This is a genomic window from Aliiglaciecola sp. 3_MG-2023 (assembly GCF_030548205.1).
In the GTDB taxonomy this organism is placed as follows: Bacteria; Pseudomonadota; Gammaproteobacteria; order Enterobacterales; family Alteromonadaceae; genus Aliiglaciecola.
In genome coordinates this window covers 158,406-179,200 of sequence record NZ_JAUORV010000008.1, presented here as the reverse complement: position 1 = coordinate 179,200, position 20,795 = coordinate 158,406, and the positions used below count along the sequence as shown (strand labels likewise).

Here is a 20,795-nt window from a genome sequence, read left to right as displayed (position 1 = left end):
GGAGCCTTACAAGGCGAGTTCAAGCCCAGTAGCGTCCACCACTTTCCCCATGTTTTAACTCTGTTAGCGATACTTTTAGTTCTTATCCCCCTACTCTGTCATTAACTAGATTGACTACCATGACGGTGCTCCGGTGCTATAGGTCAAAATTTTTAACCTCGTAAACCAAAAAGCCCTTATTAAATTGCGCTAAAGTACGATAACCTAAGCATATGTTCGCAAAATAATTAATTTATGAATCCGCAAATATCTAAAGATACAAAAGTACTGGTTGTTGATGATCAAGTTTTGGCTAAGGGATATATGAAATATTCTTTGGAAGAGCTTGGCTTTAACAAAATTACTTATGTGGATAGAGCCCAGCACGCCTTAAATATGATCCGGCATGAACACTATGACCTGATCATCTGCTCTTACAACTTGAAAAAGGATCATGACGGCTATCACCTTTATGATCAGCTAAAACACAATGGCGAACTCGAACCAAGCACCGCATTTATTTTTATAAGTGCCGATACCACCTCTGATTTAGTGCATAGCATAGTAGAATTACAACCCGATGATTTTCTAGCCAAACCTTTCACTGTAAATGATTTAGACAAGCGTTTAACAAAAGTGTTAGTGAGAAAACGTGCCCTTAAAAAAGTCTATCGTTTCATGGGTAAAGGACAACTTTCCAAAGCACTAGCTGAGGTAGAGTTGTTCTTGTCTGATCCGAAAAATGCAGAATTTTTCCCCTTAGCGCTAAAAACCAAGGGAGAATTATTATTGGCTTGCGGCCATCATGATCAAGCAAAAGAATTTTATCAAGCCATTATTAATGTTCAGTCATTTACCTGGGCACAATTAGGCTTAGTGAATGCCCATATTCGTTTAAATGAAGATGATGAAGCTGAAAAGCTAGTACTTGAATTAGCCTTTAAATCCGACTCGCAGTTGGCAGCTTATGATTTATTATCTGCACTACATATTAAACAAAAAGATTTTGATGTGGCCTTAGAATGCGTTGTGATGGCGACGGAAATATCTCCTCGAAATATTCGACGCCACAAAACTGCGCTGGATTTGTCTCGCATCACCCATGACTATGAAACCCAATTTGACGCTGCGAAAAAAATAGTACGTTTCGCAAAAGACTCAATTCACGATAAACCTGAAAACTATTTAAATGTAGCTCGCGCAGGTATTGACTTCGCCATGACAGCAGATGAAAGTGAAACCTATAATTTGCTTAAACAAGCAAACGAGTACGTCAAACAATTTAAATCGGCATTTCCTAAAGCCGAGCTTCACGATCAAATCAAAGTGATCGATGCTCGACTACTTTATTTACAAGACGAAAAAGAAAATGCCAAAGCCTTACTTGATCAGCTAGCGGAAGAAAATTGGGAACTAGAAAGTATGGATGCCCTTTTAGATAAAGCGAAAGCATTTCACGAGTTGGGCTTGTATGAAAAATCGAATAATATTTTGGATGTGATTGAACAAAGGTGTAAAAAGGATGAAAAGCAAGGTAGTCTATTTTTGCACTATGTAAAACAGGAAAAGCAAGAACGTTCAACCATTAAGCAAACGCCTAAAGAGCTTAATAATACTGCCGTAGCCTTTTATCGCCGAGGTGATTTAGAAGATGCATTGCGTGTTTTCAGACAAGCCTTTACAGTAATGCCCAAAAATATCGCAATCGCTTTAAATTTACTACAAGCTATCACGATGAATGAAAATACTAATAAAGCAGACATTTCCATTAAAAAGCTAATCGATAATTGCATTCGGGTGATTGAAAACGGTGAGCTCAATGATGAGCAATTCGAGCGCTATCAAAAAGTAAGAGAGATGTTACACGAAAGTGCTTAACGGAATATAACTGACTCTCAATCTTAAATTTGGCTTTCCCCAACTAATAATAGCCATATTCTAATCAAAAACCGTCAATTAGTTGCTCAGCTTTTCTGATAAACTGGACCCACGTTTTATCCCTGCAGCAATAATATGCGTTCACGTAGAATACCAATAGATCCCGATACTCCAGTTAATTGGCTGGTTCTTAAACAATTATGGCCTTATTTATTAGAATTCAAACAGCGGGTTTTTCTCGCCTTCGTTTGTTTGGTGGCTGCTAAACTAGCCAGTGTCGGCCTTCCTTTTGTGCTAAAACACACGGTCGATAGTTTAAATTCTAAAACAGAACAACTCATTTCAGCGCCTATTGCGCTGATTGTAGCCTACGGCACGTTACGCCTAGCCAATGTGTTATTCGGCGAGATTAGAGATACCTTATTCGGTAGAGTCACAGAAAGGGCCATGCGCCGAGTGGGTTTGCGTGTATTCGAACATCTGCACAGTCTGGATTTAGATTTTCATCTTAATCGGCAAACTGGCGGATTGACTAGAGATATTGAAAGAGGCACAAGTGGGATCAGCTTCCTAATGCGCTTTATGGTCTTTAACATTGGTCCAACATTAATAGAAATCGCCATGGTAGTTAGCCTGTTGTTTTACAATTATGGTTTCAATTTTGCCATTGTGATTCTGCTATCTGTGGTGATCTACATCACATTTTCCATGAAGGCTACAGATTGGCGAACTAAATACGTACGTGAAGTCAATCTTGCTGACTCCAGCACCAATACAAGAGCCATCGATAGCTTACTCAATTATGAAACGGTTAAATATTTCAATAACGAAGCCTACGAAGCTAATCGCTATGATAGTGACTTAGCAGGTTGGGAAACAGCGAGACGGAAAAATCGACTGTCATTGTTTGCACTAAATGGTGGACAGGCATTAATCATTGCCATTGCCATGACGTCGATGATGGCAATGGCGGCTTATGGGGTTGCGGATGGACGCATGACCATAGGTGATTTTGTGTTAATTAATGCATTCACTATGCAAATATTTATGCCGCTGAATTTTTTAGGGTTTGTTTATCGAGAAATCCGCGGTTCACTAGCTAACATTGAAAATTTATTTGGCTTGCTTGGGAAATCTGCCAGCGTGAAAAATGAACATCAAGATAAAGCTCTAAAAGTGGCTGGCGCAGAAATCACCTTTTCCAACGTGGGGTTTAGTTATCACAATGAGCGTCCTATTTTGGATGATTTATCATTCAGCATAGGCCCAGGCAAAAAAGTCGCGGTGGTAGGTGAAAGTGGCGCTGGAAAATCGACAATCGTTAAACTGTTATTTCGTTTTTATGATGTGACAAAGGGAAAGATACTGATAGATGATCAGGATATCAGTCAAGTGTCACAACAGTCCTTACGAAAAGCTATTGGCATTGTGCCCCAAGATACGGTTTTATTTAACGACAGCATATTTGAGAATGTGCGCTATGGTCGACCTACAGCGAGCGATGAAGAAGTACAGCAAGCTATCGATTTAGCCCATTTACGCAAATTTGTAAGCAGTTTACCGAATGGATCAGACACTCAAGTCGGTGAACGAGGTCTGAAACTATCAGGTGGTGAGAAGCAGCGGGTAGCAATAGCCAGAACCATTTTAAAAAAGCCCCCCATTTTAGTTTTTGATGAAGCCACCTCTTCGTTGGATAGTCAGTCAGAAAAAGCGATCCTAGACGCGATTAAAGACGTATCCCAAGGACATACAAGTGTGGTCATTGCCCATCGCCTTTCCACTATTATAGATGCCGACAAAATTGTGGTACTTGATAAGGGAAAAGTCGCCGAACAAGGTACACATACTGAACTTTTAAGCCATCAAGGTTTGTATAAAAAACTTTGGGATACACAACAAAACTCAATACAACACAATTAGAATGAAACAAGCGAATGTTTGATCCAACAGTCATAAAACAAGCAGTAAACCAAACAATGCCGTTTGGCAAGTACGCAGGCCGAAAACTGCTGCACTTACCAGAGCCTTATTTAGTTTGGTTTCATCAAAAAGGTTTTCCTGCAGGAAAATTAGGCGAGCAACTGGCGTTAATGTATGAAATTAAACTTAATGGTCTAGAATCAATGCTTGCCCCGTTATTAGATGAAAACCAATAACTAGCAACACATTCCTTTTGAGAATTAGCTATGAGAGCACCACGAACCAAGCCTAAACAACCCAGTGCCATTGATGAAAATTTATTAGCTATCCATAAACGTATAGGCGAAAAGCTGCTGCAATGTCCTGACTTAATTCAGCAAGTTGAAGATAAACTTGAATCTCGATTTAAACAAGGTCTGATTTATCGCGGAGTTTATTTAGATTGGTGGTCAATACTGGAACTGAAAAATGATATGGCAACTTTAATATCGCAACTTTGTGTCGAAAGTGAACGAATGAATAAAATACGACGTCACTCGCCATTCGTTGGCATTCTTACGGAGGCTGAGCGCGAGGAATTTTTCAGACAGCAGCAAAATCATACCTAAAACAATCGCACTTTTTATACAGGATCAAAAAAGGCGCTGTTAAGCGCCTTTTCTGTGATATCTAATCGAATTAACGACGTAGACCTAAACGTTTGATAAGATCTTGATAACGCTCAACGTTCTTACCTTTAAGGTAATCAAGCAACTTACGACGTTGACTAACCATACGTAATAAACCACGACGAGAATGATGGTCTTTCTTATGATCAGCAAAGTGACCTTGCAACTTATTGATGTTGTTCGTCAATAAAGCAACTTGTACTTCAGGTGAACCTGTATCACCTTCTTTAACACCGAAGTCGGCAATAATTTGTGCTGTTTCTTGAGTAGTTAGTGACATATTTTTCTCCAAATTTAATAAAGACTCGCCGATCACTAATTCAGCGGAGTCGAAAGAGCGCGTATTATAGCGATGTAGCTATTTTTATCAAGGTAAATTACCGATAAATACTGATTGCAGTGACTCTAATAAATCCCACACAAATTTGTTTCTTTTCTATTTTACATTAAGCTACTAATTATCAATTCCGAAAAAATCGTGCAACGCTACGATAATTTGAGCAAGGAATGTTTATGCCCCATTACGAAAAGACCGCTTCAAGACTCTATAGTTTCCTAGTAGTTATGGCTATTGTATTTACGCTTGTTTGGACATGGAATGCTCAAAAGCCCACTAATGACGCCCAATACACAATAGGCCATGTGGGTATTTCAGCAGCTAACATACAAGCTCATCTTGCTAAAATATCAGAGTTCCCCCATTACACGGGGTCAGCAAATCATCCCAAGGTGCGCGACTATTTAGTTAACCAGTTGGAAGAGTTAGGTTTAGAAGTGGAACTGCAAACCACCCTAGCCCTGTCTTCAAACTATTTCGTCGCTGCAAATGTATCTAACATTATTGCCAAAATCCCTGCCTCAGCTCCCTCAGGAAGAACCAAAGCTCTTGCCCTGATGAGCCACTATGATGCCGCTAATGGTTATTCGCCCGGTGCAAGTGATGCGGGTAGCGGCGTAGCTGTAATATTGGAATCAGTACGTGCATTTCTGGCAAGCGGAATCGCGCACAGTAATGATATTTACATTATTTTTACTGACGCAGAGGAGCAAGGATTACTTGGCGCAGAAGCGATTGTTAAAGGACATCCGTTAGCAGATAAGGTTGGCTTGATTTTAAATTTTGAAGCTCGCGGTTCCGGCGGGGCGAGCTTTGTACTTTTGGAAACCAATCAAGGAAATAAAAAATTAATTGATAGTTTGGTAGATGCAAATGTAGTTTATCCAGCAGCGAATTCGTTAATGTATAGCATCTATAAAATGTTACCAAATGATACTGATCTTACGGTATTTAGAGAACAAAGGGATATCAACGGTATTAATTTTGCGTTTATAGATGATCATTTTGATTATCACTCTGCTCAAGATACACCGGATAGATTGGATGCAGCCAGTTTAAATCATCAAATCAGTTATTTGTCCGTTTTACTGCCCTATTTTGCCAAGGCGAATTTAGACCAACTCACCTCTAACAAAGATATGGTGTATTTTAATTTCGCCAACATTGCCTTATATGAATATCCCTTTCTATGGGTACTGCCAATGAGTATTCTAGTGGCATTTGTGTTTGTGATGATGAGCGTAAACGCCATTAACAAAAAGCACATCAACATTAAGTCTCTTTTCATCGCGACTCTCCCGCTGTGCATAAATATCGTCTTCGCCATATTACTTGGACTAATTCTTTGGCACGGCTTGCTTTGGCTTTACCCACAGCTCAATGACATTGAACAAGGTTTCCCATACAGCGGGCACTATATATTAGCGACAGCCATATTACTCACGCTGGGGTTGAGTATTTGGATATACCAATTGTGGTCCCAAAAATTTCGAAATATAAAAATCATTGAGTGGTACTTACCTATTATTGCCTTTTGGGTGATCAGTAATATTAGCATTGGTATTTTTCTTAAAGGCGCAGGATTCTTCATTATTTTAGCCGTTGCCCCACTGGCCATTTTCGGCAACTTACTGAGGTACAGAACCACCGCAAACCGTAAAGCCATTACCTATACACTATTTAGTTTGCCTTCGATTGTCATAGTATCGCCCTTGATACCGGTACTTGTTGTGGGTTTAGGCGTAGCCAACTTATCTGTTGCCACCGTAATGACATCCTTGTTAGTGATGACCTTATTACCAGTATTTTTCGTAATCAAAGGGATCAGAAGTATTCAACTATTCTGTTTAGCGGGTGCTTTTATTAGTTTTGTAGGTATATATATTAATGCAGATTACTCGGTAGATAGGAAAAAGCCTAGCAGTATCAACTATTTATATGACACTGAGACAAAGCAAGCCATGTTATTCTCTTACAACACACAATTAGACAGTTTTACTCAGCCTTTTTTTACTGAGGATGATACCAATACCAGCCGATTAAAGGGCTTAGTGTCCCATAGGACGAGTCGCTCCGTAAATTACCTTAGTAGTACATCATCACTTAATATCCAACCCGCGAGTGTGGCGGTAACGAGCTCAGTAGATAAAAGTGACGTTATTCAACTTGAATTAACAATCAAGCCAAATCGTCCTCTTAGTTCAATTCGAATGCTCAGTGATGCGCCCATTGAAGTGTTTGCATTATCAATTAATCATCAAGCCTTCGACTTTGCAGGCAGTAAAAAGCGAGACAACTTAGTGTTGCATTATGTGGTAACTGATATGCTACCTATTGAAGTGAAAATTCAATATCGCACCGAAACGCCTTCGGCCAAGTTCAGGTTGGTGGAAACAAGTCGAGATTTACCACAATATTTTGCTCAATGGTCCCCTAGAGAAGAGCATATCATGCCATCAGTATTTAAAATTACGGACACAGTTATGATTAGCCAGCCAATATCACAAAAGTGATTTGTGCTGATGATAAAAATCTCAGGCTAAACGGGATTATTTAAGTAGCTTAGCCTGAGAAGTGTATTTGTTCGTACTATAATCTTTGGGAAATGAATTTATCTGACAACTAAACGCTTAGGGGCCACCTGCAAATTATCATCAATAAAGCCTACCCCTAAAAACAAATTGTCCGAATATACTCTAACTTGAGAATCTAACGGCATGGATATAATTTGTTTGCTATTGACTGGATTGCCATTACAAAAATAACTCGCTCGCTCAGCTTCCAATTCAACTTCAGGTAAGGTTTTAACCGGCGAATCCATTGCCAATAAAAGTGCATCCATAGCTGCGAAACTGGCGTCATCCATGATATCTAATTCATTATCATTGATCTCCTGACGCATTGCCTGTAATGCATCCAGGGTAATCACCTTATCGGCAGGATAGTCAGCTACATTCGAGCGATGCAAACGGCTAACAAAAGCCCCACAACCTAACAGTTGTCCAATATCATCTACCAACGAGCGAATATAAGTACCTTTGCTACAATGCACAATCATATGGACTTTATTGTCTTCAATCTTCTCGATTTGCAACGAATAAATAGTGATTTTTCTGGCTTCGCGCGGCACTTCTATACCTTGCCTTGCATATGAGTACAGGGGTTTACCTTGATACTTTAAAGCCGAAAACATTGAAGGCACTTGATCAGAAGTACCCAAAAAACTCAAACATGCTTTTTCAATTTGCCCGACAGTAACCTCTACAGGTTTACTTTCAACCACCTCGCCGTCAGCATCAGAAGTAGTAGTGCGCACTCCCAGGGTAGCCGTAACTGAATAGGTTTTATCTGCATCCAGTAAAAACTGCGAGAATTTTGTGGCCTCTCCTAAGCATATGGGTAGCATACCGGTTGCCAAAGGATCAAGGGCACCGGTATGTCCCGCTTTAGCGGCATTGAAGCAACGTTTTACCTTTTGCAGTGCATCGTTTGAAGATAACCCTAACGGCTTATCGAGGAGTAACATGCCATCTATGGCGCGTCCTTTACGCTTTCTCGCCATTAGTTGTTGTCGTCCGTTTCCTGTTCTTCTTTGTCTAAATCTCGACCCGCTCTTAAGGCACGTTCTTTATCTTCATTTAGTGTTTGAGACACCAAAGTGGATATACGGATACCTTCCGTAATGGAAGTATCTTGATAAAACTTCAAAGCGGGCACTGCACGCATGCGCATGCGCTTAGCTAACAAAGTACGAATAAAGCCTTTGTTATCTTCTAAAATTTGATTAAACAATTTCAGTTTTTCTTCATCGGTTTCAAAAAACGTCACATAAACCTTGGCATGGGCTAAATCGCGAGAGACATCAACTCCCGAGACGGTGACCATACCTAAACGTGGATCACGGTTTTTAAATTCATTTTGGAAAATGCTGGCCACTTCTTTGTGGATTTGCTGTCCAACTCGTTCAGTGCGGGAAAATTCTCTAGCCATACTGACACTCCTAAATTACAGTCAAAAACGGAGGCCTAAGCCCCCGTTTTAATTCTAATTGAAACGCGAGGGTTATATTTCGCGTTTTACTTCTACGGTTTCGAATACTTCGATTTGGTCACCGACCTTAACATCGTTGTAATTCTTCACGCCGATACCACATTCCATTCCATTACGGACTTCTTGAACATCGTCTTTAAAGCGGCGCAGTGATTCTAATTCACCTTCATAGATAACCACATTTTCACGAAGTACACGAATAGGAGCACTGCGTTTAATGTTACCTTCCGTTACCATACAACCTGCGATAGCCCCAATTTTCGGTGATTTAAATACATCACGTACTTCAGCCAAACCAATAATTTGTTGTTTGAACTCAGGCGCAAGCATCCCGCTCATGGCTTGTTTAACTTCATCAATCAGGTCATAAATCACACTGTAGTAGCGCAAATCAATTTCTTCAGCTTCAATAATACGTCTTGCTGAAGCATCAGCACGTACGTTAAAGCCTACGACAATGGCACTTGAAGCTGCAGCTAAGCTAGCATCAGTTTCAGTAATACCACCCACTCCACTACCAACAATAATGACTTTCACTTCATCAGTTGAAAGTTTAGTCAATGATTCTGAAATTGCTTCCACAGAGCCCTGAACATCAGCTTTTAATACCACATTCAATTCACTAACATCACCGGCTTCCATGTTTGCAAACATGTTTTCAAGCTTGGCTTTTTGTTGTTTAGCTAGTTTCAAATCACGCTGTTTAATATTACGCTTACTCGCTACTTCACGAGCTTTACGTTCATCCTGCACAACTAATGCATCTTCACCCGCAATAGGTACACCAGATAAACCCAGTACTTCAACCGGAGTTGATGGACCGGCAACAGTTACTTCATGACCATTTTCATCACGCATAGCACGAACACGACCGTATTCAATGCCACATAATAGAATATCACCGGCTTTTAACTCACCTTCTTGAACAAGTACTGAAGCCACAGGACCGCGACCTTTATCAAGGCGAGATTCAATGACGATACCTTTTGCTGGACCTGTAGGTACAGCTTGTAAGTCAAGTAGTTCAGCTTGCAATGATATGGCTTCGAGTAATTCGTCGATGCCCATACCTGTTTTAGCAGATACGTTTACGAATTGGTGCTCGCCGCCCCACTCTTCTGAAATAACTTCAAGTTGAGATAATTCAGTCTTAACCCGATCTGGGTCGGCCGCTTCTTTATCCATTTTGTTAACGGCAACAATCAGAGGCACACCCGCAGCTTTAGAATGCTGAATCGCTTCTTTTGTTTGTGGCATTACACCATCGTCAGCAGCAACAACCAATATTACGATGTCGGTTGCGGTAGCACCACGAGCACGCATTGCAGTAAACGCGGCGTGTCCAGGGGTATCTAAGAAAGCAATTCGACCGTTATCCGTTTCAACACTGTAAGCACCGATGTGCTGGGTTATACCACCCGCTTCACCATCAGCAACTTTCGCTCTACGAATATAATCGAGCAATGAGGTTTTACCATGGTCAACGTGACCCATAATAGTCACCACTGGCGCTCTATTTTCTTTATCACCTGAGGCATTTCCAGCTAACAATTCATCTTCTAATGCATTGTCATTTACCAATTCATATTTGTGACCCATTTCTTCAACGACTAAAACCGCCGTATCTTGGTCTAAGACTTGGTTAATGGTAACCATCTCACCCATTTTCATCATCGCTTTGATCACTTCAGTGGCTTTAATTGCCATTTTGCTAGCTAGTTCGCCAACACTGATAGTTTCACCAATACGCACAATTCGCTCTACGGGTTGAGCAGGTTTATTGAAGCCATGCTTAAGATCAGCACCGGCATTCTTTTTCGATTTTTTACGACGACGAGATCCACGCTCTACTTGCGCATCTTCTTCATCTTCAGCTTCTTGAGCATAACGGTTAGAGTGCAAATGCACTTCTTCAGCTTCTTGCTTTTTGCGACGTTCTTCTTCTTCTTTCCAACGACGCTCATTTTCTTCAGCTAAACGTTTAGCTTCTTCCGCCGCTTTCTTCGCGTCTTCTTCAAGTTTACGCTGCGCTTCATCTTCCTGAAGTTTGCGAATACGCTCCGCTTCTAATCTTGCTTCTTCTTGCGCTGCTTTTTCTTCTGGAGACAACTGCACTTCTTCTTTTTGACGTGCCGCTGCTTCTTTCTTAGCCTGCTCAATTCTTGCCGCTTTTTCAGCTTCTGCTTTCGCTTTTGCTTCTGCCGCTTTTACCGCTTTTTCTTCAGCGGCTTTTTTCGCTTCTTCGGCAGCTTTACGCTCTGCTTCAAGTTTTTCCTGCGCTTCTTGCGCTTTACGCTTAGCTTCTTCTTCTGCTAAACGCGCTTCTTCAATATCAGTGCGTTTAACGTAAGTACGTTTTTTACGTACTTCGACTTTAACAGCTTTTGACTTACCAACACTCAAGGTACTGGTTGTCTTGCGTTGCAAGGTCATGCGCTTTGGTCCTTCAGAACCATTGCCACCGTGAGATTTACTCAAATGATCAAGCAACTGACGCTTTTCATCTTCGGTGATCATATCACCCACTTTTTTCGTTAAACCTGCGTCTGCAAACTGCTGAACTAAGCGATCAACTTGAGTGCCTATGTCGGTGGCTAGTTTTTCGATGGAGACTTCTGCCATATAGCTGTATTCCTCTTGTTGATCTTACTTATTCTTCACTAAACCAGACGATGTTACGTGCAGCCATTATTAGCTGTCCGGCTTTCTCTTCGTCTAATTCTTCTATATCACTTATTTCATCAGTACCTTGTTCGGCTAAGCCTTCAAGGTCTGTTATTCCTCTGCTTGCTAGTACGTAGGCCACATGGCGCTCCATACCTTCGAGGTTTAGTAATTCTTCTTTAGGCTCAGAAGCTTCTAGAGACTCTTCATTTGCCAAAGCTTGTGTCGTTAATGCCGCTCGTGCTCTACCACGAAGCTCTTCAACCATATCTTCATCGAAACCTTCGATGGCTAACAATTCGTTAGCAGGAACATAGGCTATTTCTTCAACTGTTGAGAATCCTTCGTCAACCAAAACTGCGGCGAAATCTTCATCGATATCAAGGCTTTCGATAAATACACCTAACACTTTTGAGTTTTCTTCTTCGTGTTTCGAGTTTAAGTCATCAACGGTCATGACGTTCAATGTCCAGCCAGTTAACTGACTCGCTAAACGCACGTTTTGACCACTACGACCAATTGCCTGGGCTAGGTTGTCTGCTTCAACAGCCACATCCATCGAACCTGCATCTTCGTCTACAACGATTGATGCGACTTCCGCTGGAGCCATAGCATTGATAACGAATTGAGCAGGATTCTCATCCCACAACACGATATCGACACGCTCACCGCCAAGTTCACCCGAAACCGCTTGTACACGAGAACCGCGCATTCCCACGCAAGCCCCAACAGGGTCTAAACGCTTGTCATTAGTTTTCACAGCAATTTTAGCGCGCGAACCTGGATCACGAGCAGCGGCTTTAATTTCTAACGTTTCTTCAGCTATTTCCGGTACTTCGATACGGAATAATTCAACCAACATATCTGGATGAGTTCGACTAATAAATAACTGTGCACCGCGAGCTTCCGGACGAATGACGTAAAGTAAACCACGTACTCGGTCACCTGGACGGAAGGTTTCACGAGGTAGCATATCGTCACGGTAAATCACGCCTTCGGCATTATTACCTAAATCGATAATAACGTTGTCGCGATTCACTTTTTTCACCGTACCTGTCACCAAATCACCCACACGATCTTCGTATTCAGCAATCATTTGTGCGCGTTCAGCTTCACGAACTTTTTGCACAATAACCTGTTTCGCAGTTTGTGTTGTGATTCGATCAAATTTAATTGACTCTATTTGATCTTCAATGAAATCACCCAGCTGAATCTCTGGATCGTCAACTTGCGCTGCAGAGAAGGTTATTTCTGCATATGGATTTTCTTGTACCTGGTCATCAGGAATGACGACCCAGCGACGAAAAGTATCAAAATCACCGGTTTCACGGTCAATATTTACTCGTACTTCAATTTCGCCTTCATTTTTCTTTTTAGTAGCGCTGGCAATGGCATACTCTAATGCCTCAAAGATTTTCTCTTTGGGAACCTGCTTTTCATTTGAAACGGCTTCTGCCACTAACAAAATTTCTTTATTCATCGTTGCCTCACTGATTGCTTCCCTAAGAAAGCGCTAATATGAATCTTTCTTAAAACGTTGGAACCAAATTACCTTTTTCGATATTTGCCACGGCTAAAACGAATTCTTGACCATCAACTTCTACCGTTAGATTTCCATTGTCGACACTTAACAATGTACCTTTAAAGTTTCTTCTATCATTCATTGGCATACGCAACCGCACTGCCACAACCTCTCCAACACACTGTTGATAATGCGCTTCTTTAAACAGCGGTCTATCCATGCCGGGAGACGATACTTCTAGGTTATATTCAGTACTAATGGGATCTTCAACATCCAATACTGCGCTAACCTGTAAACTCACGTCAGCACAATTCTCAACAGTAATTCCATCAGGATGATCTATATAGACGCGCATCGTCGAGTGTTTTCCAGCACGAACAAATTCTACTCCCACCAACTCAAAGCCTGTAGCTTCAACTGGTGCAACTAGCATATCCGTGAGTTTTTGTTCAAGTTGTGACAAAAATAAAGCTCCAAATACAAAAAAAGGGCGAAAAGCCCAGATATAGTAAACCAATAATAACAACAAAAAGCCCCGTACAAGCGGGGCTTTTTGTTTCTGGACCCTAACCCACAATTCAACTCTTATGGCTGCCTAACAAACTGAGTGCGAAACGCGAAACAGAAGTTGTGCGGACCGTCGAATAAGTGGTCGCAAGAATCGACTCACCTAATAAGGTAATTCTGGAAAAATCAGTGTCTTTTCTTGCAGTTTCTTAGTCAGTTAAACCAACTAATCGAGACGTTACTATCCAATTCAGAGGGAGCCCGTCTCAAAAGATGCGCATAGTATACGTACGTCAGCACTGAGTTGCAAGGTAAAGAATACAAAGCATTGCACAGATAACAATGTTCAACGCCTTTAAATTCCCTGAGTTTGGGGAAAATCAATGTATCCGTCTACCTTTTCATAATTTATACTGTGAGTTAGCCCTCGTCATATGCTTAAGCGCTCAAATCACAATCCTTATTCACCTAACTGAGCAGGTAACAACAGATACTAGTTACCCTTCTAAGCGACTTAGAGTCTCAGTCAAGTTTTGCTGATTGATTGTGGACAAAGTCGAGACATGACGTTTAACTATGCGTCTAAATTCCTCGTTGGTCGCTAAATCATCAAAAATAATGGTTAAATCGAGTATTGCATCGGCTAGTTGCAATGGATCCTCAGCGTGTTTTTCAGCTAGTTCCAATAAGGTGTTAGCTAAAGGGTCAACTAACTCCTGTTGTGCCAAATAGCGTTTACCAACAAACAAACACCAAGCAGCCACCGGCACGCAAAGCAGTTCGAAGCTGCGTTGGTTTTGCATATTATCCCGAATCGGATTGAGTATACGAAATGGTAGCTTTTGAGAACCATCCCATGCTATTTGAGCCAACAGATGACGTATGTGTTCATTGTGATAGCGATGTATAATATCTTCCGCGTACTGTTCCAAATCCATGCTATCTGACTGTCCGATTGACGGGACGATTTCCTGGCCCAGTAGTTTTTTAATAAACTGCTCAATTGGTTCTAGACTAATCGCAGAGTAAACTGTCTCCAATGCACATAAGCTCCCCAAATAAGCCAAGGTAGAATGAGTACCATTTAATACCCGAAGTTTTGCTTTTTCGTATTTGTGCACATCATCGGTAAATGTCACGCCTACTTTATCCCAAGCAGGTCTTGGGCCGCTGAATTTATTTTCAATGACCCATTGGCTAAAGGACTCTCGTTGAATAGGCCAGGCGTCCTCAACCCCTATTTCCTGCTGGGTTTTTAGTCTAAGTTCATCATTTGTGGCAGGGGTAATACTGTCGACCATAGTATTGGGGAAACAAATATGTTCTTCTATCCATTGGGCTAAACGAGGTGAGAGCTCTGCTGCGAACGTCAACACAGCTTTCGCCAGTTTATCCCCATTACCAGATACATTGTCACAACTAATAATAGTGACTTGCGCATTTTCATGTTTAAAACGGATGTTTAAAGCCGCCACTAACAAACCAATTGCTGAAACCGGCTCATCGGGCGCGGCCAAATCATGTTTAATATCAGTATTTTGCCAATCAAGCTCCCCTTTCGTATTCAGGCAATATCCTTTTTCTGTCACTGTTAACGAAATAATATGGGTATTAGGATCTGTCATTGCTTCCATCACTTGCTGACGCTGCTCACCTAAAACAAATATCTGATTAAATGCACCAACAATTTGAACATAAGGAGCATCATCCAACACCATTAACGAATAAAGATTATCTTGCGTTTCTAACTGGTCTCTTAGCTCTTTACTGCGTAAGGATACACCGTCAATTTTCCAATTACCGCCATAAGCAGACATCGCTAAATCTGTATAGACAGCTTGATGAGCACGATGAAAAGCACCAGGTCCTAAATGCACAATGCCACGAGTGGTTGTTTCCAGATTATATTCAGGTAAACGAACTTCTTTGGGTAATGAGGGTAATATTTGTCGAGCTAATCCTGACATCAAACTGGCCTTTTTATGTAGTAAGCTTTATAGCTAAGTATTGAGATAAATTCACTGCCAATTGTGCAGTTATTTTATTATTTATAATCCTGATCTAAAACTGAAAACAACCCCCTGACGATAAACCGTCAGCCGCACTATAAACTATTGATATAGCTTGATAAAGCGTCTTGTATCGAGGGTTAAGGTGGCATATATGTGGTAACCCACAAATGCAGTACAAGATGTACAAGACCTAAACCACCTTAGAGGTTTATTGCCAACGCTAAACTGCCATACAAGCAATAACCAGCAGGAATATCTAGGTCAGCTATCATGTATAAACATTATAACCTACCCTTGTAGTTAACGAAATGAAAGTTGCCCCTTGCACTTGAAGGTTTGTAAGGCCCTCAATCTGAATAAAAACGGTTAAATAAATATGAAAACAGCTTCGTAAATTGTGAGCGAGCCGTTTGAATCGCGTCAACATTATCGATTTCAATTGCTAACAATCTTTTTTTAGAATGATTTAAACCGCTAATTCAACCACCCGATTATTGATACTTTTGTATAAGTGACTAATTTAATTTAGTTTATTCCACCTTATCAAAACGAACAAAAAACAAACAAATTAAAGCATAAAATTTTTACCTTAAATTGATTGAACTTATAACTTCATGTATGTATTCTAATCGTTACACTACCTTAAAGTGTGATAATAAAAAGAGGGTAAACCCTCAAAGGACTCTAAGCTATGCAAGGAAATAGAGCGTTTGTTATTTCGCCACAAAAAGAAGATATTCACAAAAAGCGGCACTGTAAATTAAATCACTTTCTCGATCTTGTAGACGCCTGTGGTTTTGATTTGCAAGTTGGAAATTTTTGTCCCAAATCTGATTATATTGCATCTTTCGACGTTATATTTGTTGATTGTAAATCAATTAATAAAAATGCAATTCATCAAGTACCGGTTTTAAAATACAAAAACTTAATCAAAATTATTTTCTTTAATGCTTCTAGTAATCTGGACTTTGAAATTGCCGCCATTAAACAAGGCGTTGCAGGAATATTTTATGCCAACGATAAATTAGAGATTGTTATAAAAGGCATTAATACCATAAAGCAGGACAGAAAATGGTTTCGCAGAAATGCTTTGGAATTACTCATCAATGAATTGTTAAATGATGCCAACTTTTCCAATGAAATAGTCGATCGAAGTCAAACAGGCTTTTGGCAGCAATCGTTAACCAAACGCGAACAAACCATAGTGAAATACATTAGCCAAGGGGCGCAAAATCAAGAAATAGCGGACCAACTGCACATCAGTGTTAATACGGTGAAAACCCATATCTACAGTATCTTCAGAAAAACTGATTGCAGAAACCGAGTGGAGCTTATTACGTGGTCACGACAGACAGCAGAAACAGCCTGATACTTGGCTGTTTCCATTGTCAGCTTCGCGCAAGTGGGGCACTTTTCATGAAAAACCTGAGTGTTTAGGCCCGTGCTTTCCATACCCCTTTATTGATGCCTTTTAAGACTAATTCAGAAATCGCTTTTTCGATACTTTGCTGAACACAAGTAAACATAGGCTCGTTAGTTGTATAACCGGCTTCTATCTCTGCCAGTCGTTTGTAGCTTATGTAGCGGAATAAACCTGCCCGAATTTCTTTGCTCAACACCTTTTTACTGGTTGAGACAGAAACCAACACTTGTCCTGTACGCACGTCTATCGCTCTCATGTACACAGAGATCTGATCTTCTCTAAATAACTCCGATGCATTAATACCAAAATACTCTGCGCCAAAACCTCCCGTTTTAATATTAGAGTCATAGCTAATGATGCCTCCTTCGATAATGATCTTTGCTGTGGTCAAAGGCGGTAATTCGGTTTTTTCATTCCCATTGTTCTCGCCTTGCAGTGCCGCTCTAACGATCTTTCGTTCAGTTAGAATATTCTGCAACCCTTCCCGCTCAACTGGCAAAAACCAATCTGTTTCACTTAAAGCTTGCATCAAAATAGATGTTGCTCCTTGCGTCACAGCGGTGCTAAAAGAACTGGCACCACTACTTGGTTTGTATTGACCCGTCTGATCTCTGAATGCATAAACCGAAACAGGGATAGAACCAAAAGGTTTAGGTAAGCTCTTAAGTTCTTTTAACGTGGCCGAATCTTCAATGACTATTGCTTCTTCAGTACCAGGGGGAATAACATTACCCAGTGAACTGCACCCTGAAATTAATAGGCTTAGTAATACAACATAGTGCTTCATATTAACCAAACCTTGGTATTTCAACGATGGTTATCTCATCGGTGATTATATTGGTAATTTCAACTATGATGCTATCTGGATTGCTAGTAACTAACTCCACTTGGAACTCGCCACTAACAAAAATGGAATCTTCAGAAAATATACTTTCAATGGGATCACCATTTTCATCATAACTGACTTCTCCAAATGCCAAATCAGTGACTTCTCTGACAATTCTATTAATATAAGCCCTTTCCAAAGATTCTTGTAAGCTTTCTGCGTATGTACGCTCGCTACTTGACGCACTATGGGTATTTTGTGCATTAGCCTTACTTAGCAGATAACTACCGTTCAATGGATTTCCACCAAAACTTGGGTTAATGGGTTCGTAAACTAGTTCAGTTGCTAATATAGGTGAGGAAAATAGCCCCACGAGAAAAGTTAACCTAATTATTTTATTTTTTTGCATATTTTCACCATTCATCATCCGCAAGATCAGGGTTATTTTGACTTATGCCTGAACGTGACAAAGCATCGATTAAAAGAACCACTGCGGTTTCAACTCGTTGTTTGATTGGGGTTTGTCTGCGCCCCATGTAGGTTTGGTAGATTGTTTGGTTAGCAAAGTGCACTGTTAGTTTTGTGCCAGCTTGGGGCACAATAATTTCCTTTATCTGCACATTTTGGCCAAATGTATCGGGTATGTCTCGCCAATATTTACCAAATTCGCTAGCGAATTCATGTCCTTGACGACTGATTGTGTTGTCTAGTAATAAGCCACTTAACGCCAGCTCATCAGCTAACGCAAAGTTAGGTTTGAGCAAAGTTAAGCCGATAATTAACAGCCAACGACTTAGCCTAAAACTTAACTCAGACAATGGTGTGAACTGTTTTTTATTTATTAACTTCATTTGTAAACACATAACTCAGGCAAAAAATAAAAGGGGGAAAAATCCCCCTATTTTTTGTCTAAATTTTACAATTGAGTAATAGTGGCGACGTTATAATCCCCCACTTGATTAACGGTAATGCTACCACCGACACCACTCATACTGCCGGTAACGAGATTATCGTTACCCACTTGTGAGATCGATAGGCTCATTCCGTCTCCAGTAATAGTCATTGCATATGCGTCGTCACCCACAATCCAGTTATCATTACCTTCTTGTAGGATGTCCACTGAATTTTCAGAGCCATCGATGAGTAAGTCCAACACGTTTAAGTCACCCACTTGTGCAACTTCCAAGGTATTATAATTACTGTCGATATTGCCACCTAAACGGATAACAGCATCATTTTGACTACCTATTTGTTCAGCATCGATAATATTATCATCGGCATAGTAGCCGCTAGGACCATCTTCTCCAACTCCAGCTTCAGCCAATAGTGTATTTTCATCTCCTTCTTGGGAAATTGTTACAAGATTATAAAACCCATCAAAGTTCACTGTACTAGCGAGGTTGAGATCACCATTTTGGAAAATTGAAAAATCATTGTTACCGCCAATAGATCCTGTGTAGCCAGAATTAGCATCACCGATTTGGGTTATTTCATAATCACTATTATCACTAAGATTATCAATAGTAGCTTCGTTGAAATTACCAAATTGGGTAATTTCCGCGCTTGAGTCGTTTCCTTCGAATAAGCCTAATTCAGCGTAGTTATCATCTCCAGTCTGTTCAAAGTCTACGCTATTGTCATCACCGTATACATAACCGTAAATTCGGTTATATTCACCGTCAGATTCAAGTTTTACTTCGTTATCGTTGCCTGTAATTTCTGAGAAACTTGCAATGTTGTAGTAACCGCCTTGATCCACTTCAACTTCATTTCCGTCACCGACAAGATAGCTAATATAGGATTCATGCCAATCTTCGGTTTGCGTAATTTCGACTTCATTACCGTAACCATCAATGGAGTTATTCGCCCAGTTACCGCCATCCCCCTGATCCACGATTAAAATATTATCATCACCAGTAATATCATTTATGGAACGATTAAAGATAAAACCAAAGGGACCACCGTCTCCCATTTGGGAGATTTCCACTTCATTAAAACTACCCTGAACTATCACTTCAGCATCATTTTCGATACCATTTTGATATAAAGTTACTTCATTTTCATCACCAGTGACGACCCCATAAATGAGGTTACCCTCACCTAATTGTTCAGCATCAACCATATTTGCATCACCAACAATGGTGATATCAAGGCCGTTATAATCGCCCTCTTGCATCAATATAGCTTCGTTACCCAGCGCATTTCCTGTGGGAGCTGATTGAGTTAAATTGATAACGTTACCTACAGCATCAATCATGAAATCGGATTGGATGGATGGATTGTCATCTTTCACTGCAGTTTGTGCATTCGCGATACTAGCTTGCCCTGCTAATAAGGCCATCAAAATAGAACTGGCTACTGTCGTTTTTGTAAACTTCATTTTCTTCTCCATGAGTCATTGTAAACAGCTTTACTTCTTATATTGGGTGATGTTTACAACCATATCGTTTCCAATTTGATGAACAATAAAACTCTGCTCACCTTGTTGGTTTATATTTGCCAAATTAAAATCACCTTGTTGCACAACCTCGAGCAAATTTTCATCACCGCTTTGCACCAAATCAACATAGTTTCCTACACCAATTTGTGTGATGTCAGCAAAATTGCTACTACCATTTTGTGTCACATTTATATGATTTGAAGAATTGGCTGTTTGAATTATAAGTGTTGTGTTGTGTATGCCGTATTGGTCAATAATTAACACGCTTTGCGATGCATCGGAATTGACTGTACGAGCGAGACTTAATGTCAAAGGAGAGTCTATAAGGTCTAAAGAGTCTTGTTGTGAAAAGCAAGCAGAGGATGAAAAAAGTAACGCGCCTGAAAAAACAACTGACCCCACATTATTGAGAGAGTGCATACTCCAAAGTCTGTTATTCTTGTTGCGAGGACTTCCTATCATCTTTTACTACTCCTTAAACACTACAAATTCGGCTCTGAAACCTGCGAATGACTTTAAACCTAACCCGCTATTAAGCGCTATAGCCCTAAAGTTGTATTTATTAT

18 protein-coding genes are annotated in these 20,795 nt (G+C 40.4%); 6 read left to right on the top strand and 12 right to left on the bottom strand.

The window, feature by feature from the left end; genetic code table 11:
- Positions 1-234 precede the first annotated feature (234 nt).
- The 4 genes from Q4574_RS11325 to Q4574_RS11310 all read left to right on the top strand — a co-directional run bounded on the left by Q4574_RS11325 (position 235) and on the right by Q4574_RS11310 (position 4,388).
- Positions 235-1,857, top strand: coding sequence for a tetratricopeptide repeat-containing response regulator (locus Q4574_RS11325; protein ID WP_303474231.1), 1,623 nt, complete (start codon positions 235-237; stop codon positions 1,855-1,857).
- Between the two features lie 135 nt (positions 1,858-1,992).
- Positions 1,993-3,780, top strand: a complete 1,788-nt coding sequence (locus tag Q4574_RS11320; RefSeq protein ID WP_303474230.1) for an ABC transporter ATP-binding protein/permease — start codon at positions 1,993-1,995, stop codon at positions 3,778-3,780.
- A gap of 14 nt (positions 3,781-3,794) precedes the next feature.
- Positions 3,795-4,016, top strand: a complete 222-nt coding sequence (locus Q4574_RS11315) for a DUF3820 family protein (protein ID WP_303474229.1) — start codon at positions 3,795-3,797, stop codon at positions 4,014-4,016.
- A gap of 30 nt (positions 4,017-4,046) precedes the next feature.
- A complete protein-coding gene (locus tag Q4574_RS11310; protein ID WP_303474228.1) occupies positions 4,047-4,388 on the top strand; it encodes a hypothetical protein in 342 nt (113 codons plus the stop codon).
- A 70-nt stretch (positions 4,389-4,458) separates the two neighbouring features.
- On the opposite strand, the gene rpsO is transcribed toward Q4574_RS11310, so the two are convergent.
- A complete protein-coding gene (gene rpsO / locus Q4574_RS11305) occupies positions 4,459-4,728 on the bottom strand; it encodes a 30S ribosomal protein S15 (protein ID WP_216047418.1) in 270 nt (89 codons plus the stop codon).
- A gap of 233 nt (positions 4,729-4,961) precedes the next feature.
- Between rpsO and Q4574_RS11300 the strand changes: the two genes are divergently transcribed.
- Positions 4,962-7,298, top strand: a complete 2,337-nt coding sequence (locus tag Q4574_RS11300) for a M20/M25/M40 family metallo-hydrolase (protein WP_303474227.1) — start codon at positions 4,962-4,964, stop codon at positions 7,296-7,298.
- Positions 7,299-7,396: 98 nt separating this feature from the next.
- Here the strand turns inward: Q4574_RS11300 and truB are convergent, their stop codons facing one another.
- From truB to Q4574_RS11270, 6 genes are all read right to left on the bottom strand, one after another.
- The gene (gene truB / locus Q4574_RS11295; protein ID WP_303474226.1) at positions 7,397-8,347 is read right to left on the bottom strand and encodes a tRNA pseudouridine(55) synthase TruB; all 951 of its coding nucleotides are present in this window, start codon (positions 8,345-8,347) and stop codon (positions 7,397-7,399) included.
- Positions 8,347-8,775 carry a 30S ribosome-binding factor RbfA gene (gene rbfA / locus Q4574_RS11290; RefSeq protein ID WP_303474225.1) on the bottom strand — a complete coding sequence of 143 codons (429 nt, stop codon included), beginning with the start codon at positions 8,773-8,775 and terminating at the stop codon, positions 8,347-8,349. Before rbfA ends, truB begins: the two co-directional genes overlap by 1 nt.
- 72 nt (positions 8,776-8,847) lie before the next feature.
- Positions 8,848-11,457, bottom strand: a complete 2,610-nt coding sequence (gene infB, locus Q4574_RS11285) for a translation initiation factor IF-2 (protein WP_303474224.1) — start codon at positions 11,455-11,457, stop codon at positions 8,848-8,850.
- Positions 11,458-11,485: 28 nt separating this feature from the next.
- On the bottom strand, positions 11,486-12,979 hold the full coding sequence (gene nusA, locus Q4574_RS11280) for a transcription termination factor NusA (protein WP_303474223.1): 1,494 nt from the start codon (positions 12,977-12,979) through the stop codon (positions 11,486-11,488).
- A 49-nt stretch (positions 12,980-13,028) separates the two neighbouring features.
- Entirely contained in the window at positions 13,029-13,484 is a 456-nt protein-coding gene (rimP, locus tag Q4574_RS11275; protein WP_303474222.1) for a ribosome maturation factor RimP, read from the bottom strand.
- Positions 13,485-14,025: 541 nt separating this feature from the next.
- Positions 14,026-15,495, bottom strand: coding sequence for a mannitol dehydrogenase family protein (locus tag Q4574_RS11270; protein WP_303474220.1), 1,470 nt, complete (start codon positions 15,493-15,495; stop codon positions 14,026-14,028).
- A gap of 736 nt (positions 15,496-16,231) precedes the next feature.
- On the opposite strand from Q4574_RS11270, the gene Q4574_RS11265 reads away from it, so the two are divergent.
- On the top strand, positions 16,232-16,909 hold the full coding sequence (locus Q4574_RS11265; protein ID WP_303474219.1) for a helix-turn-helix transcriptional regulator: 678 nt from the start codon (positions 16,232-16,234) through the stop codon (positions 16,907-16,909).
- 64 nt (positions 16,910-16,973) lie between these two features.
- Here the strand turns inward: Q4574_RS11265 and Q4574_RS11260 are convergent, their stop codons facing one another.
- The 5 genes from Q4574_RS11260 to Q4574_RS11240 all read right to left on the bottom strand — a co-directional run bounded on the left by Q4574_RS11260 (position 16,974) and on the right by Q4574_RS11240 (position 20,691).
- Positions 16,974-17,750, bottom strand: a complete 777-nt coding sequence (locus Q4574_RS11260; RefSeq protein ID WP_303474218.1) for a CsgG/HfaB family protein — start codon at positions 17,748-17,750, stop codon at positions 16,974-16,976.
- 1 nt (position 17,751) lies between these two features.
- Complete coding sequence (locus Q4574_RS11255) at positions 17,752-18,198, bottom strand: curli assembly protein CsgF (protein WP_303474217.1); 447 nt, start codon at positions 18,196-18,198, stop codon at positions 17,752-17,754.
- 4 nt (positions 18,199-18,202) lie between these two features.
- A complete protein-coding gene (locus Q4574_RS11250; protein WP_303474216.1) occupies positions 18,203-18,640 on the bottom strand; it encodes a CsgE family curli-type amyloid fiber assembly protein in 438 nt (145 codons plus the stop codon).
- 65 nt (positions 18,641-18,705) lie between these two features.
- Positions 18,706-20,169 (bottom strand): curlin, encoded by a 1,464-nt coding sequence (locus tag Q4574_RS11245; RefSeq protein WP_303474215.1) that lies wholly within the window; start codon positions 20,167-20,169, stop codon positions 18,706-18,708.
- 30 nt (positions 20,170-20,199) lie between these two features.
- Positions 20,200-20,691, bottom strand: coding sequence for a curlin subunit CsgB (locus tag Q4574_RS11240; protein WP_303474214.1), 492 nt, complete (start codon positions 20,689-20,691; stop codon positions 20,200-20,202).
- Positions 20,692-20,795 lie beyond the last annotated feature (104 nt).